The organism is Vibrio sp. K4, from assembly GCF_051122595.1.
In the GTDB taxonomy this organism is placed as follows: domain Bacteria; phylum Pseudomonadota; class Gammaproteobacteria; order Enterobacterales; family Vibrionaceae; genus Vibrio; species Vibrio owensii.
Window position 1 is genome coordinate 72,233 of sequence record NZ_CP178579.1, and the last position, 12,288, is coordinate 84,520.

Below are 12,288 nucleotides of genomic sequence, written 5' to 3' on the forward strand. Positions count from 1 at the left end.
GTTTTATTTATTGTTCTAGGAGAGGTCTAATGTCAAAGCTTGACGCGATCATCAATATTCTACAAATCCGAGAGAATGCGCCGTCTGAGGTCACTACTCATTATCATTTGACACGCAAGTGTTATCTGTCACTTGATGGTGATGGTCGACTATACATGTGGTGCGGGGTGAATAATGAGTGGATTGAAACCAAAACAGCGCTTCATGAAGAAGCCTTGGTCTTGAATTTCGCTCTACTCGATAAGACGGGATTCTGCTTTGCAGGATTTCATGCGTGTTCTTGTTGTCATACTCCAACGAACAGTCATGTCTTGATTGGCCGTGATGGTCAAGTCGTGATGAGCTGTTTTGATTGCGGTCGTACCATTCCGGTATGGCCAGAAATTTGGAAAGGGATCAAGAAAGGTGTAAAAAGCTACTCTGATGTTGAATAACGGATAGAGAACATCCATTGTTTTACCGCCCTTAGCCGGGCTTGCCAGTTCAACTGGCAAGCGCCAGCGGAATTAGCCACAACAGTATGTCTAATTTGAAAGGGGAAGGTCATGTATTCATTATTGGACGGGTATGAAGGTCAGCTTGAAGCAGAGGTTCATGTTTCAAAAGGGTATCAAGGCGCTTGCAAAGTCATTCTTGAAGGTTCGTGGGGGAAGGTGTACTTTGCTGTACTACCTTGTTTTTATGAAGCAAAGAGAGTGATGGGATTGGCTTTGAATCCACATGTCGGCGGTTTTTATGGCGTGACTATCGTTGAAACAAATAATGATATCACCCATGAGCGCGCTGAAGATTGGTTACTCGAACACTAATTTTTTATTCACTAAATAGCCCGGTAATGTTTTTACATTATCGGGTTTTCTTTATCTGAGTAGGTCATCGACTTCATGGCGAAGCCAGGTCGGAATATCTGCTGGAAGATTGTTGGCTTCCATTTGCAGCCATAACTTTTCAAAAGCCAAAATCGTTAGCCAAATCGCAGCTTCTTCGTCTTGCTGTACTTGGGTCAGTGAATAATTCAAAATCGCATCGTTATGCGTATCGATTAGCTCATCATAAAGCATGGCATCCCCTATTTTATCGATATAATGATTAACTATAGTTGTTCATTTTCTTTGTGTTTTAAGTTTAGGGATTTTTCTAAGACTCTGACCAAGCGCATGTGCTCATCGGCGGTTAATGGGTCGGGGCTGTTCAAAATGGTGGTACGAATGAGTTGTTCTGTTGCGGTTTTTGATAGGTGTAAATATTGCTGCGTAACGAACATCAATTTTGAATAGGTTGGGTTGTTGAGTATTAGCGGTTTACGACCACGCACTCTGAGTTCAAAGCGTTCAATTACATAGTCGTCTTCACCGTCTTCAAGACAAATCCAAGGAGCATTGTTAGTTTGCATGATATTGCCGTTGGGTGAGTGAATGTCATTCATCTTAAAAAGCTCTGTTGTTCGAATTAAGGTTAAGCTGCCTACTTTATGTTCAGAGTTGGTCAACAAAAGAGGTGTGATGTTGTACTCATAAATGTAAAGAGATAAACACAAAGTTTGATGAAGTTTGATGAAGTTTGATTGTCTTTAGTACTCATTGGTTAAGTTTAATAAACTTCAGTCGAAACAAGCCTCTAATAATTTTCTACAAACCACTTAGAGATGTGTTAGTCTCATGGCGTTGTGAAAATATTCACAACAAAAAACCCCAGTAAACCATTGGGGTTTACTGGGGTTCCTATTACCCATAAAAATATAGGAGGTGAACCATGAATCTCGAAATGGTTCTTGCATTTACGGAGCTATTCTTAGCCGTAATGCATGTGATTACTTTATTTTTGTAATCAGAAAAAGGTCAGCAGGCTGCCACCTGTTGGCCTTTTAACTTTTCTTGTGAAACAAAAAGTTTAAGTTTCACAAGAAATCTGTCACTACGATAAATCAAACCACGTCAAAAAAATATATTTTTTGGGAAATAATTGTAATTTTATTGTTTTTTTAATATCTAGATGGAATTTTTGTCATTAAATCAGTTGGTTAGGTTTTGTGTCTTCATATACAGTATGTATGAACAGTAGTAATGCTAACGTTTTGCCAGTGTTATATGATTTGCGAGGTAAGTAACAGATTACTTGCATCACCACGTATTAAGGTAAAAGCGCTTAGTTTTAAACTAGCAACGTCAAACGCTCAATTTGGCCACCAAAAATCAGAATACGTTGAGCAAGAATGGGCGTCATCAAACGATGACGCCCATTCTTTTTATTGCTTTGGAAGGGTTTATACTTCGGATGAACCAATCCATTGCTCATCTAAGTAAGCTTCCCAACCATCTGGGCTAACAGAGAAGTAATCCACACACTCCAGTACATCATGCGTCCAGTCCTGATGGGGCGGAGCGTAACAAACGCATTCTTTGCCCTTTAAATCCCGGATGCTTAGGTCATCATGTTCATGACCCAAAAGTAAATCCTGCTCATGTGAACGCCAGGGGCGAGAAACTATCATGACAGTTCACCATGGTCTCGGTCGGGCTTTCCATCTTGGTCGAAAAAGCGCACCTTACACTTCGGAAAGCCGCTGCATCCCCACCAAAATGATCCTTCTTTTTTCCCAGGGCGACGAACTAATGGGTTGCCACATTGTTTACAGAACTCGTTTGAACTCGGTTCTACCTTTTGACGAGGTTTAGGGGTTAAGTTTGGTTGACCATTATCATCAGGGAACGTTGTCTTACAATCGGGGTAGCGGTTACAGGCGTGAAAGGGCCCATGCTTGCCTGGACGCTTAATGAGGGTGCCTTGCTGGCATGTTGGGCAAGTGATCCCATTGCGTTTGACGAACGGCACACCCTGCGTTTTAACGTGCTCTACCTGGCTATGGATGTACTGATTCACGTCATGCAAGAAGGATTCGATATTGAGTTGTTTCTTCGAAATTTTATCGAGGCTGCCTTCCCAAATCGCGGAAATGTCTGGCCGTACAATCTCATCAGGGAGGAGGGCGCAGAACTCTTGTCCCGCCTCGGTGGTTTTGTACACCGGATTCTTATAGCCTTTCTCCTTACCTAAACTCACTAGGTGCGTCAGCTTGCCTACCTTCTCGATGTGACCGCTTCGCGTGGCTTCGGTGCCAATCGATCCGTTTTCGCCCGCGGTGTCTTTGTCCTTCGCTTCCAGCGTTTTACGCAGTTCGGGATCTTTAATGAACTTAGCGGCCTGTGTCATGGCTTTAAGCAAGCTGGCATCATCAAAATATTTTGGCGGTTTGGTTTCGCGCTGCTCCATGTCTACTTGAGTACATGTCCCTTCAGTGCCCTTGGTTAAACTGGCCAAATCCAGAGCGTTTTGGTTGGGTTCGTCTTGATGTTCACCTTTAAACAGCACTTCCCAGCCTTGCTTATTCAGGGTGGTTTGGGTGGCGCGGTAGCAGCGACCGGTGCAAGTGACATCGAGCGCGACTTTGTCACGTACGGATCCAGGGTAGAACAGCGCAATAAAGCGTTTGGCCACCAACTCATACAAGTTGCGTTCACGTTCGTTTAGCTCGATGCCCGCGCCGCTTTTCTCGGTTGGCACGATAGCATGGTGCGCTTCAATTTTGCTGGCATTGAACGCTTTATGGTTCGACGTCGGCGCCGCTTGGTCTATTGCCTCGCTTAAATGTGACAGTGTCCCTTTGATCGCCGATAAGATGCTGTCACGGTTCTCCAGGTGCGCATCGGACAAGTATTGGTTGTCACTGCGTGGGTAGGTGAGCAATTTGTGTTTCTCATACAAACCTTGCAGCGCATCGAGCACTTCTTTGGGTTTGTATCCCCATCGTTTCGAGGCTTCAATTTGCAGCTTCGATAAGTTAAATGGCATGGGCGGTTGGCGAGTTTCTGTCTTTTGCTCAATGTCGCTGATGTTGGCCTTGGCGCCGGTATCGGCCTCTTTGGTCGCCGCGACCTCCAGAGAAGAAATCATGCGCCCTTTGTCATCGAGTTCAAACTCTTCACCAGGCATGAGTTTGCCTTTGATGATATGGCCACCCAATTCGAAATGACCAAACAGCTCGTAATAAAAACTCTTTTGGTGATTGAGGTTCGCTAAGGTTCGCTCGTTGATCATGCCAATCATGGCGGTGAGCACTCGTCCAATGTTGAGCACTTCATCAAAGCCTTTCTCTCGGGCTTTGAGCGTGTAGGCTCGGGTGAGGTTATAGCCAAAGCTTTGATCGGCAACGGCGCGGGCGAGCGCCTTTTGGGTGAGTGGTTGGAAGTGTTCATTTGGCTGCAAGTTGGCCAGCGCTGCTTTCACCGGTTTATCGTTCAAATCGGCAATCAAGACACGTTGCACGGGCTTGGTGTTTTGTGCGTAAGTCAGTACTTCGTCCACCAAAAGACAACCTTCGGGATCGGGATCGCCCGCGTGGACGATGCTGTCGGCTTTACCTATCCAGTTCAGTACCACTTTAAGTTGTTTCTCCGCCCCTTTACGCGGCTTCATGCGCGGTGGGTACACCGTCGTGAGCGGCAGATAAGACAGGGCCCATTTCTTATGTTCGATGTTGTAATCTTCGGGATCGCACAGCGCCAGTAAATGACCTAAGCACCAGGTCACGACGTCTTGGCCATGTTGGTAATAGCCGTCTTTTTTCTCTGTGTCGGGATTGCCGCCTAAGCCTTTAAAGATCGCCGCGGCTAATGAGGGTTTTTCTGCAATAAATACGCGCATAATGATTTCTCCAGATGTGACGACGTCTCGATGCCGAGCATCGATGTGTCGTCATAAGTCATGAATTATTGAATGGTGAGGGTTTTCAGTTCGTCGAGCGTGAACACGCGCACGAGTTTCGAACGGTAGTGCTCGAAAGGATGTTTGGATTCGTCAAACGGGATGTATTCGACGCGATCAAAGCGTTTGATTAAGAGCTGGCGAATGTCGTCATTGGGTACCACATAGAACACCGCGCTCCAGTAGTTTTTCTTTTGCGCTAAGACGTGACTCTTAAGAATGGCGCGATAACGAGATACGGTTTTGAGGGTACGCTCGGTTTCAATCGCGATGGTAAACCCGTTGGGTGCCGTGATGATGGCGTCCGGTCGGTGCTCGACGTCGTATTGCTTTCGAAACGAATATTGGTCGGCGTTACGCCAGTTCGTCCAGCCATTACGCTGCAAATAGATTTGCGCTTTCTGGTTCATGAGCTTGTGCTCTAGAGTACCGAATTTCACGCGGTAGGGATCGAACGCTCGGAAATCTTCGTTGATGTCCTGAATGTTTTGCGTCAGCCCTAAGTCAGTGATCCCCCAAATCGAAATCTTGCCTGTCTGGAACTCAAATTCATGTTTGTGGATATATTCGAGCTGAATTAACTTTGATAATAATCGATCCAGAGGTTGCCGCTTTTTGTAGCGCAAGAGCAGCATTAAGTTGGTTATGTCGGAATAGACTTCCTGTTTTAGAAACTGGATCACGGTTGCCATCTTTTCGTAGTTGCGTTGATAACGTTCGGCTTTCGAGGTGATCAGTTGGCTCATGTAGTGGCCTCCGCTTGCTTGCGCACTTTATGAAAAGAGAGACACGTTTTATTGAGTTCAAAAAGGCATTGAGTGATTTGCTTTATGACTGTTGTTCGATGCGTTTGCATCTCCTTCTCGGTCAACTCGCCGTTGAGTTTGGCTTTGTTGAGGGTGGTGAAGTAGTTGTCGCTGGCCATGAATACTTTCATTAACATGATGCTGCCTGGTGTAAAGTAACGCTGTTCCACCTCCACCACTTGCGCGGTTATCTCTCGTGGCGCATTAAGCGTAATGTCGTCCATCCCTGTCATCAGTTGACGATGTTGTTGGTTGATGTCGTTACGTAGCGCGCGTACTTTTTTCAACAGTTTTTCTGCGGTGAGCTTGGATAACTTTGTGGTGAGGTTTTGCTCCGGTCTGGAGGCGAACGCCTCCACGGAAAATAGGCTATTGAAAATAAAAAGCCCGTCAATGGGCTTTTTCACTGGGGTGTTTCTGAGGGTGTACTTGTTATGGTCCCACAGGGCGCAAAGTCGTTTACTTTGTAATTCCATTGGATCATATCTCCAGTTTGATTTTGAGTATCACTCGTTGAGTCCATCAATTTGTTGTGAGAGAGCTTCCAGTTCAGCGGTTTCTTCTTCGGTGCTCCGTTGTGGTGTTGTTTTCGGTTCATCGCCTGCGGGTGTAAACGTATCGAGATCGAGTTCATTAAAGTCGTTGTTCATGTCCGCTCCTTGTGGTGTTGGTGATCCTTCGGGGTCGCTGTGCTCATCTTCATGAACGAGAAGTTCACCCATTGGCTCTTCACTTTCTTGTGTCAGTTCTTCGGGTTCATCAGGAAGGGTTTGTTGCGTTTCATCAAACGTGACGAGGTGTTGTTTTTGAACTTTAATAGGAGCAATGAGTGACGGCTTAGGTACATCATTTGTCGTAAAGATGTAGCTGACAAACGCGGGCAGATTTAACAACATGTTGGTATCGACATACTGTCTTTCTGCCATTCGAATGTTGCGTTTATCTTCCACCACTTCGGATAACGATTTGTTGGCTTCAACGTAACGGGTCTCGTCATCCACCAAAATAGTCCCCGACATTTCCGATACCCACTTAGCGGTGTCGGGATCTTGTAGTCGGTACACCAATTTGAATTTGGTGTTCTCCACCACGGCTCCAACCACAGCATCGCCGTTAAGGTCGGCCGGACAGTCTTTTAAGTCGGCAATCGACTGATGCGCGAGAAACATATGCACGCCTTTGTCGCGCGCGGCGCCTAAGCCTTCCATTGCTGGTTTGGAAATGTGGTATTTCAATTCATCCAGGAAGATGGCAATTGGACGTGGTTTGCCAGCCACACGGTCGCGTGTTTCTGCCAGTTGAAATAAGCGGATAAGGATCATCTTCTGTGTGATCAATATTTTTGAGTTACGCATTGAACCAATGACGTAACAACACCCTCCCTGGTCGTACACATCTTGCAATCGCATCCCCCCAATGGCGTTAATCGATTCCACCAATGAGAGCTCTTCGAGTTTGCCGTAAAACGCTTTAATGGTTTCCGCAATGCCACGAACATAGACGGTATTTAACAGGTTTTTAAATGATCGTCGTTCAATGTGACTGGCTTGCAATGGCGCTTCCCTTGCGGCTTTTCTATCGTCGATTCGGTAGAAGTCAGCTACGTCGCCTTTTTCTGCCAAACTGAATCCGGCCACGAGCAGTTCTTCAATTTGTTCCGGTGTGGCGTCAGCCAACAAATCAAGTTGTGGGGCTTTCTTATTGAGGTCAATTAGGTAGAACGGCTTACCCGCTTTTTCACACGCGTACTTCATCAGATGAGGTGCCCATTCGTCATTTTTTGGATCCATGACAAATACGCCTTCATTAGCAAGAATGAGCTGATAAAGGATCAATCCTGACGCAACACCTTTACCGGCACCCGTGGTGCCGATGATGTCGGCGTGCTGCTTTTGGATGTCGTCGAGTGGAATGTATTGCGGTTGATGTTCGCGATCCAAACCAACGAAAACGCCCTTATTGAGATCAATGTATTTTTCAGGATCGTATTGAACGGTTTCAGGTAGAAAGGCTTTTACTGTTCGCACGTCAGTGCGTTCATCTCGTGCCATGGTCGTCTTCTTGGTCATCTTTTGTTTGAGTTTGTTTAAGCGGGGCGATATTGCGCGTCGCAGCGCAACATGAATGCCAATCCCGAGTAAAAAAAGAGGGAGGTACAGATACGCCCAAACGGGATAAACCAGATCGGAAAGCGCAACGAAGTAGTGTTGTTGCAGCGCATTAATCATTGCTGGAACGGTGAAGTTGGAGAGCGTGCCAAAGCAAAATAGCAGCACTGCGATAAAGATAAAAAGGCGTCGAAGAACCGAGCCTTTTTCGTTTTTTTCCGGTTTATCAAAATAGATCGTTGGCGTGATCAAACCGGCTACAAAACTGAGAATCCCCGCGTGGTAAAACGTCAATAAGTAGAGCTGTGAGAGCGCGGTCATCATCGCCTCAAACAGTTGATAGTTGATCATCTCTGACATGATCTTGATGCTCCTTAATTGAATTTCATCGGTGTCCGTCATCGGTGTTTGTTATCGGTGTTAGGGTGACACCGATAACAAACACCGATGAATGCCCCAATCCTTTACGCTGAACGCTCCAAGGAATGGGGTTCCCCTTAAAAGGGGAATATTAAAAAAGCGGTGCTTTTTCAATGAATTAAAAGAGAATCCTCCCTCCTGAACGTCGGTCAGCATTCTCTTTTAATTTAAAGGCCGAAAACCGCCTCGCTACGCGAGACCAAGCCCCTCTGGAAGGTGAATTAACACTCATTTGGCAGTCGGCAAGCTCCTGTGCTCAAATTCGCGTTATTCAACTAACCAGACGAGCTTGGTCTCGCCTACTCAACGGTTTTCGGGGGCAAGCCCCCAAAACAAAATCGACCTCTGGGGAGGTCTCGCTTTAATCGCTGGACGCTGAGCGTTTTGTTTCGGCTCCCCCGCCTGAGCCTGCGGTCGGGGACTCCCTTGTCTCAGGTTCTCCGCTGAACGCTACGACCCTAATTTTTCATTATCAATCAAGCCCCGCAGAGGGGGCGCTCGGGCGATTGAATGAAATTAGGGCTAGCAATCTAGGCGCACTCAAAGCAGAGCTTTTCGTTTGCTAAGATTGAAAAAAAGCCCGCGCTGTTTCGCTCAATTTGTCTTGCCAAAGTGGGGCGTGGAACGCCGGAATCCACACTTTGGCGGTGACGCATTTCGCGTTTTTGCTTGCGGACTTTTTTAAGCGCTCACTCCTCGTGCATCGAATTTTCCTTTCTCTTTAACAATCCTTTGGGATTGAAATTTGAAAGGAAAATTGACACGAGACGTTCCCGAAAGGACAACACGTCCCATCCTTAAGGATGGTCATGTTGCGTGTTCGTCATTGCGCTATTTAACAATCCTAGGGGATTGAAATGGCACAATGAGTGGTGCGCGTGAAGCGCGCATTGAGAGCTTGGAGGAGGCGGTGTTAAGGTGAAAAAATGAAGTTATGGCTGCGCGATAAAGTCCGAAAGGTCGAAGCCTTCATCGAGCAAACTTTGTAATTCCGCGGGCACCTCGCCCACGCCATTCCACGTCTTGTTGTCACCATAAACGTAGGTGTTTGATGGCGTGTTGGTGTCGCTTTTGCTTGCCTTACGAGGTTTCTTTTTCGGCTTCATTAGGTCACACAACTTGTCAAAGTTAAGCCCCTTATTGATGATTTGCTCGCGCAGCGCTTCGAGCTCTAGGCGCTCTTGCTGCTCTCGCTCGGCTTGCATTTTGGCTTCCAATTCTTTCTCTTCTTTGAACTCGGCAATGACATTTAAGACGCGCTCAAGCTGCTCAACACTGGCGTGTTTGAGCACCGTTTTCGCTTGTCTTGGGTTGCTGAGTTTCTTGATGATGTCTTGCATAATTTGTGTTGCCTTTGGTTGATGTTTGAGCCTAACGGCTCACGCACTTACCCATCTATCCACAATCGGCTGGAGATAAATCCTAAAGGTCTCCAGTTTTCCTCATGATGGATAGTTGGATAAGTGCAGGGTGTATGTTGAACGGTCAGAGAGACCAATGAATTGAACCTAACGGTTCATACGCTTATCCACATCTCCACAATCGGCTGGAAATTGATCCTGAAGGTTTCCAGTCCTCATGATGGATAGTTGGATAAGTGTAGGGTGAGTGTTGAACGGCCAGACTTGCGTTTTTAAACATGGTTTTGCCCGACGTGGGCTGCTTAGTGTAGTGGCATAGTGATTTTAAAATATCATTCATATTTATGTTCCTATACCGTTTATTTTCAAATTTACGTGATGCGGTGATTTGCTTATGATGTTTTTTTATCCCTTATCGAGTGTAATTAATGAAAGCTCCAAAAGTACTTTTTGCATATTGCAAAGAACTTGGACGTAGTCTGTCCATTAGTGAAGCTAGAGCTGAGTATTTTGCTATCGACCAGGAAAAGAGAAAACGATTTTCTTTTTCTTGTTCCGATCAGAGTTGTGGTGTGCTGATTAGCGGTGTTAATTACCACGTCAAGGCCGAAGATGGCGTGAAGTTCAGGGAAGCGCATTACCGTTCGCCACATCCTCATAACCCAGCATGTGAATGGGTTCAATTTACTGATGATGTTGGTCAAAACGAAAGTGTTCTTAAATCAGGAAATGATCATCAGGGAGGTAAAGCTAGGCTAAAGCTGTCGGACTATATCAATAGCTTTGATCCATTGATTGAATCCAGTGATTCAAAAGAAAGCTCAGATACCAAACAATCTACAAGCGTAAACCTGTCTAATGATTCATCACGCAATGTCGGGAGTTCAGCGAACCGACGATGGAATCGTTATACGAGAACTAATCAGCTACAGCGTCTTATTGACTCATGGCAAGAAACTAAAAAGAAGCTTTCTTTTGATGAACAAATGGCATTAACGCTGAACATTGTTAATTTGGGAGAAGTGTATCAGCATAGGTATATAACCCATATTAATAAAGGCATTCCTAACGAATATCACGGTGTTATTTATGGTGGTGGTCGTTTGGTCAAGCGCTATGGGCGTGGCTTTTTGTTTCAGTTCTTTGATAAATGTGACAACAAACCAATCTCAATATACGTAAATAAAGATGTAATGAATAAGGGGAAGTTTGGACACTATGTTGATGAGATTTTAAGCATGGATAATGTCAGATATTTCCAATTATTTTTGCTCAATCCAACTCGAACTGAACGAGTGAACAATAAAAAATAGACTGTTGTAGAGCTGGAAATTACTCATTTGCGTCAGCTTGCTATCTACTATGAGTTAAACTCTAACACGCTTGATGAATCGTCAATCGGGAATGATGGTTGTAAACCAATATAGCGTGCTAGCGAAGTCACAAATAAGAGCGTGTCCGTTATATCAGGTAATGATATTTCTTTATGGAATAACCGTATGTCACAGGATGACACTGGCGCTACATCCAACCCACCTTCCCATATTGTGAGGGTGAATACGTGCCCATCTTTGTAATGAAGAAGTAGTTCCGTGACAGCACTTCCTGCTCTATAGTTGTTCATTATTATTTTGTTAACATCTTTAAAGTGTGGATATAAGTCATTCATTATTGCTTCATTGTAATGGTCTTTAATCGCTGTATCTGAATGCCCAATACTAAACAGGTGTGGGCGTTCTAGGTTCATAGGGCTATCGATTTTTGTCGCGCGCTTAGAATCAAATCCTACTTCCTCTAATGATTTGAGTTCCTTTTCTTCCGATTCTGTTTGTTGAAAATTTTCTGTATCGCGATTCATAAGTATTTCCTTTGGCTTCTAAAAGATGGTGAGAACGGTTCGGTAAAAACGTCATCGGTTTTCCTTTTTATCATGATTTCCACAAGTTGATCTTGCCGTTGGTTTCGTTTCCTTTTAGTGGGCGAGCGAGAAGCAGCTCATTAACTTCATTGTTGTGACATCCCGTTTTGATATGAGCGTCTAAACCGTGAATGATGAGACTGGCTAAGTGCAATGCTTCCACCATGTCGTACACGACCGGTTCGTCTAAATCCTCTAAATTTTGTTCATGACAGGCGGGGATGGTGAGCGGCATACGTAGTGAATTGTCGTCACTGAACAAATCGCAAGACAATATTTCATATCCATCATGACGAAAGCCCCATAAGCGGCACAGTATCGGTTTCTGCTGAAACGTTTCTTTTGCTTTTGCTACCACTTTGCCTGCAAAGGCATGAAGTTCATCGTTGGTTTCAGTAAATCCCGATGGTCCTAGAGCGCTGATTAGAGTCATTTGATATTGCTGTTTTTCGAATGCTTGAAGTTCTTGCTCTTCTTCATCCGTTAATTGAACGGGCAGGTTTACCATCTCAGTCATAATCCGCGCACCCCGCTGGGCAGCAGTCAATATCAATACCATGGGAGCAGCAACGTTCGTCGTCGTTCCTGCAATTTTCATCGGGTTGCTCACGTTCGTAACCGTGCTTAACAGCAATAGCAATCACAGAGCCCTTTTCTTCCTCTGGAAGACGCTCGATGAGGTTATCAATGGAAGATTGAAAGCGGCGACTGAAAAGTTCATAGCTTAAACCGCAACCTTGGTGTGCCTGTTTGGCTAATGTTTCGATAAGGTGAGGATAATCGGGGTTTTTATTTGTCATTATTTTGATCTCATTTAAGTGTGTGAACGTCGTTAAAAAAACACAATCAAAGCGTTGGTTGGATGAGCATTTACTCGAAGGTGTTGATTGAGAAGAAGCCAAAGGTTTTATTTA

14 protein-coding genes are annotated in these 12,288 nt (G+C 45.0%); 3 read left to right on the plus strand and 11 right to left on the minus strand.

Features of this window, described 5'->3' with window-relative positions:
• The first annotated feature begins 29 nt into the window (after positions 1–29).
• Together ACLIIY_RS28645 and ACLIIY_RS28650 are read left to right on the plus strand one after the other, a co-directional pair.
• Entirely contained in the window at positions 30–434 is a 405-nt protein-coding gene (locus ACLIIY_RS28645) for a hypothetical protein (RefSeq protein ID WP_031500119.1), read from the plus strand.
• 111 nt (positions 435–545) lie between these two features.
• Positions 546–809, plus strand: a complete 264-nt coding sequence (locus tag ACLIIY_RS28650; RefSeq protein WP_031500117.1) for a hypothetical protein — start codon at positions 546–548, stop codon at positions 807–809.
• A gap of 51 nt (positions 810–860) precedes the next feature.
• Here ACLIIY_RS28650 and ACLIIY_RS28655 read toward each other — a convergent pair whose 3' ends face one another.
• From ACLIIY_RS28655 to ACLIIY_RS28690, 8 genes are all read right to left on the minus strand, one after another.
• Positions 861–1,061 carry a hypothetical protein gene (locus tag ACLIIY_RS28655; RefSeq protein WP_023623308.1) on the minus strand — a complete coding sequence of 67 codons (201 nt, stop codon included), beginning with the start codon at positions 1,059–1,061 and terminating at the stop codon, positions 861–863.
• Positions 1,062–1,093: 32 nt separating this feature from the next.
• On the minus strand, positions 1,094–1,393 hold the full coding sequence (locus tag ACLIIY_RS28660) for a hypothetical protein (protein WP_029559533.1): 300 nt from the start codon (positions 1,391–1,393) through the stop codon (positions 1,094–1,096).
• Between the two features lie 870 nt (positions 1,394–2,263).
• Positions 2,264–2,446 (minus strand): hypothetical protein, encoded by a 183-nt coding sequence (locus ACLIIY_RS28665; protein ID WP_224723966.1) that lies wholly within the window; start codon positions 2,444–2,446, stop codon positions 2,264–2,266.
• Between the two features lie 41 nt (positions 2,447–2,487).
• Positions 2,488–4,701 carry a DNA topoisomerase gene (locus tag ACLIIY_RS28670; protein WP_031500110.1) on the minus strand — a complete coding sequence of 738 codons (2,214 nt, stop codon included), beginning with the start codon at positions 4,699–4,701 and terminating at the stop codon, positions 2,488–2,490.
• A gap of 65 nt (positions 4,702–4,766) precedes the next feature.
• Positions 4,767–5,507, minus strand: coding sequence for a MobC family replication-relaxation protein (mobC, locus tag ACLIIY_RS28675; protein WP_031500108.1), 741 nt, complete (start codon positions 5,505–5,507; stop codon positions 4,767–4,769).
• A complete protein-coding gene (locus ACLIIY_RS28680) occupies positions 5,504–6,043 on the minus strand; it encodes a hypothetical protein (protein ID WP_031500107.1) in 540 nt (179 codons plus the stop codon). The genes mobC and ACLIIY_RS28680 overlap by 4 nt, the downstream gene beginning before the upstream one ends.
• 30 nt (positions 6,044–6,073) lie before the next feature.
• The gene (locus tag ACLIIY_RS28685; protein ID WP_086585371.1) at positions 6,074–8,035 is read right to left on the minus strand and encodes a type IV secretory system conjugative DNA transfer family protein; all 1,962 of its coding nucleotides are present in this window, start codon (positions 8,033–8,035) and stop codon (positions 6,074–6,076) included.
• 992 nt (positions 8,036–9,027) lie between these two features.
• Positions 9,028–9,435, minus strand: coding sequence for an H-NS family histone-like protein (locus ACLIIY_RS28690; protein WP_086597998.1), 408 nt, complete (start codon positions 9,433–9,435; stop codon positions 9,028–9,030).
• Between the two features lie 449 nt (positions 9,436–9,884).
• On the opposite strand from ACLIIY_RS28690, the gene ACLIIY_RS28695 reads away from it, so the two are divergent.
• Entirely contained in the window at positions 9,885–10,769 is an 885-nt protein-coding gene (locus tag ACLIIY_RS28695) for a hypothetical protein (protein ID WP_206989803.1), read from the plus strand.
• 47 nt (positions 10,770–10,816) lie between these two features.
• Here ACLIIY_RS28695 and ACLIIY_RS28700 read toward each other — a convergent pair whose 3' ends face one another.
• The 3 genes from ACLIIY_RS28700 to ACLIIY_RS28710 all read right to left on the minus strand — a co-directional run bounded on the left by ACLIIY_RS28700 (position 10,817) and on the right by ACLIIY_RS28710 (position 12,174).
• Positions 10,817–11,314, minus strand: coding sequence for a hypothetical protein (locus ACLIIY_RS28700; protein ID WP_024700493.1), 498 nt, complete (start codon positions 11,312–11,314; stop codon positions 10,817–10,819).
• 70 nt (positions 11,315–11,384) lie between these two features.
• The gene (locus ACLIIY_RS28705; protein ID WP_024700492.1) at positions 11,385–11,891 is read right to left on the minus strand and encodes a hypothetical protein; all 507 of its coding nucleotides are present in this window, start codon (positions 11,889–11,891) and stop codon (positions 11,385–11,387) included.
• The gene (locus tag ACLIIY_RS28710) at positions 11,884–12,174 is read right to left on the minus strand and encodes a hypothetical protein (RefSeq protein WP_023624622.1); all 291 of its coding nucleotides are present in this window, start codon (positions 12,172–12,174) and stop codon (positions 11,884–11,886) included. The genes ACLIIY_RS28705 and ACLIIY_RS28710 overlap by 8 nt, the downstream gene beginning before the upstream one ends.
• Between the last annotated feature and the right edge of the window lie 114 nt (positions 12,175–12,288).

Coding starts and splice junctions, on each gene's coding strand:
- ACLIIY_RS28680 (WP_031500107.1), bottom strand. CDS start 6,043: ATGGAATTACAAAGTAAACGACTTTGCGCCCTGTGGGACCATAACAAG.
- ACLIIY_RS28650 (WP_031500117.1), top strand. CDS start 546: ATGTATTCATTATTGGACGGGTATGAAGGTCAGCTTGAAGCAGAGGTT.
- ACLIIY_RS28670 (WP_031500110.1), bottom strand. CDS start 4,701: ATGCGCGTATTTATTGCAGAAAAACCCTCATTAGCCGCGGCGATCTTT.
- ACLIIY_RS28645 (WP_031500119.1), top strand. CDS start 30: ATGTCAAAGCTTGACGCGATCATCAATATTCTACAAATCCGAGAGAAT.
- ACLIIY_RS28685 (WP_086585371.1), bottom strand. CDS start 8,035: ATGTCAGAGATGATCAACTATCAACTGTTTGAGGCGATGATGACCGCG.
- ACLIIY_RS28695 (WP_206989803.1), top strand. CDS start 9,885: ATGAAAGCTCCAAAAGTACTTTTTGCATATTGCAAAGAACTTGGACGT.
- ACLIIY_RS28690 (WP_086597998.1), bottom strand. CDS start 9,435: ATGCAAGACATCATCAAGAAACTCAGCAACCCAAGACAAGCGAAAACG.
- ACLIIY_RS28700 (WP_024700493.1), bottom strand. CDS start 11,314: ATGAATCGCGATACAGAAAATTTTCAACAAACAGAATCGGAAGAAAAG.
- ACLIIY_RS28705 (WP_024700492.1), bottom strand. CDS start 11,891: ATGACTGAGATGGTAAACCTGCCCGTTCAATTAACGGATGAAGAAGAG.
- ACLIIY_RS28660 (WP_029559533.1), bottom strand. CDS start 1,393: ATGCAAACTAACAATGCTCCTTGGATTTGTCTTGAAGACGGTGAAGAC.
- ACLIIY_RS28710 (WP_023624622.1), bottom strand. CDS start 12,174: ATGACAAATAAAAACCCCGATTATCCTCACCTTATCGAAACATTAGCC.
- mobC (WP_031500108.1), bottom strand. CDS start 5,507: ATGAGCCAACTGATCACCTCGAAAGCCGAACGTTATCAACGCAACTAC.
- ACLIIY_RS28655 (WP_023623308.1), bottom strand. CDS start 1,061: ATGCTTTATGATGAGCTAATCGATACGCATAACGATGCGATTTTGAAT.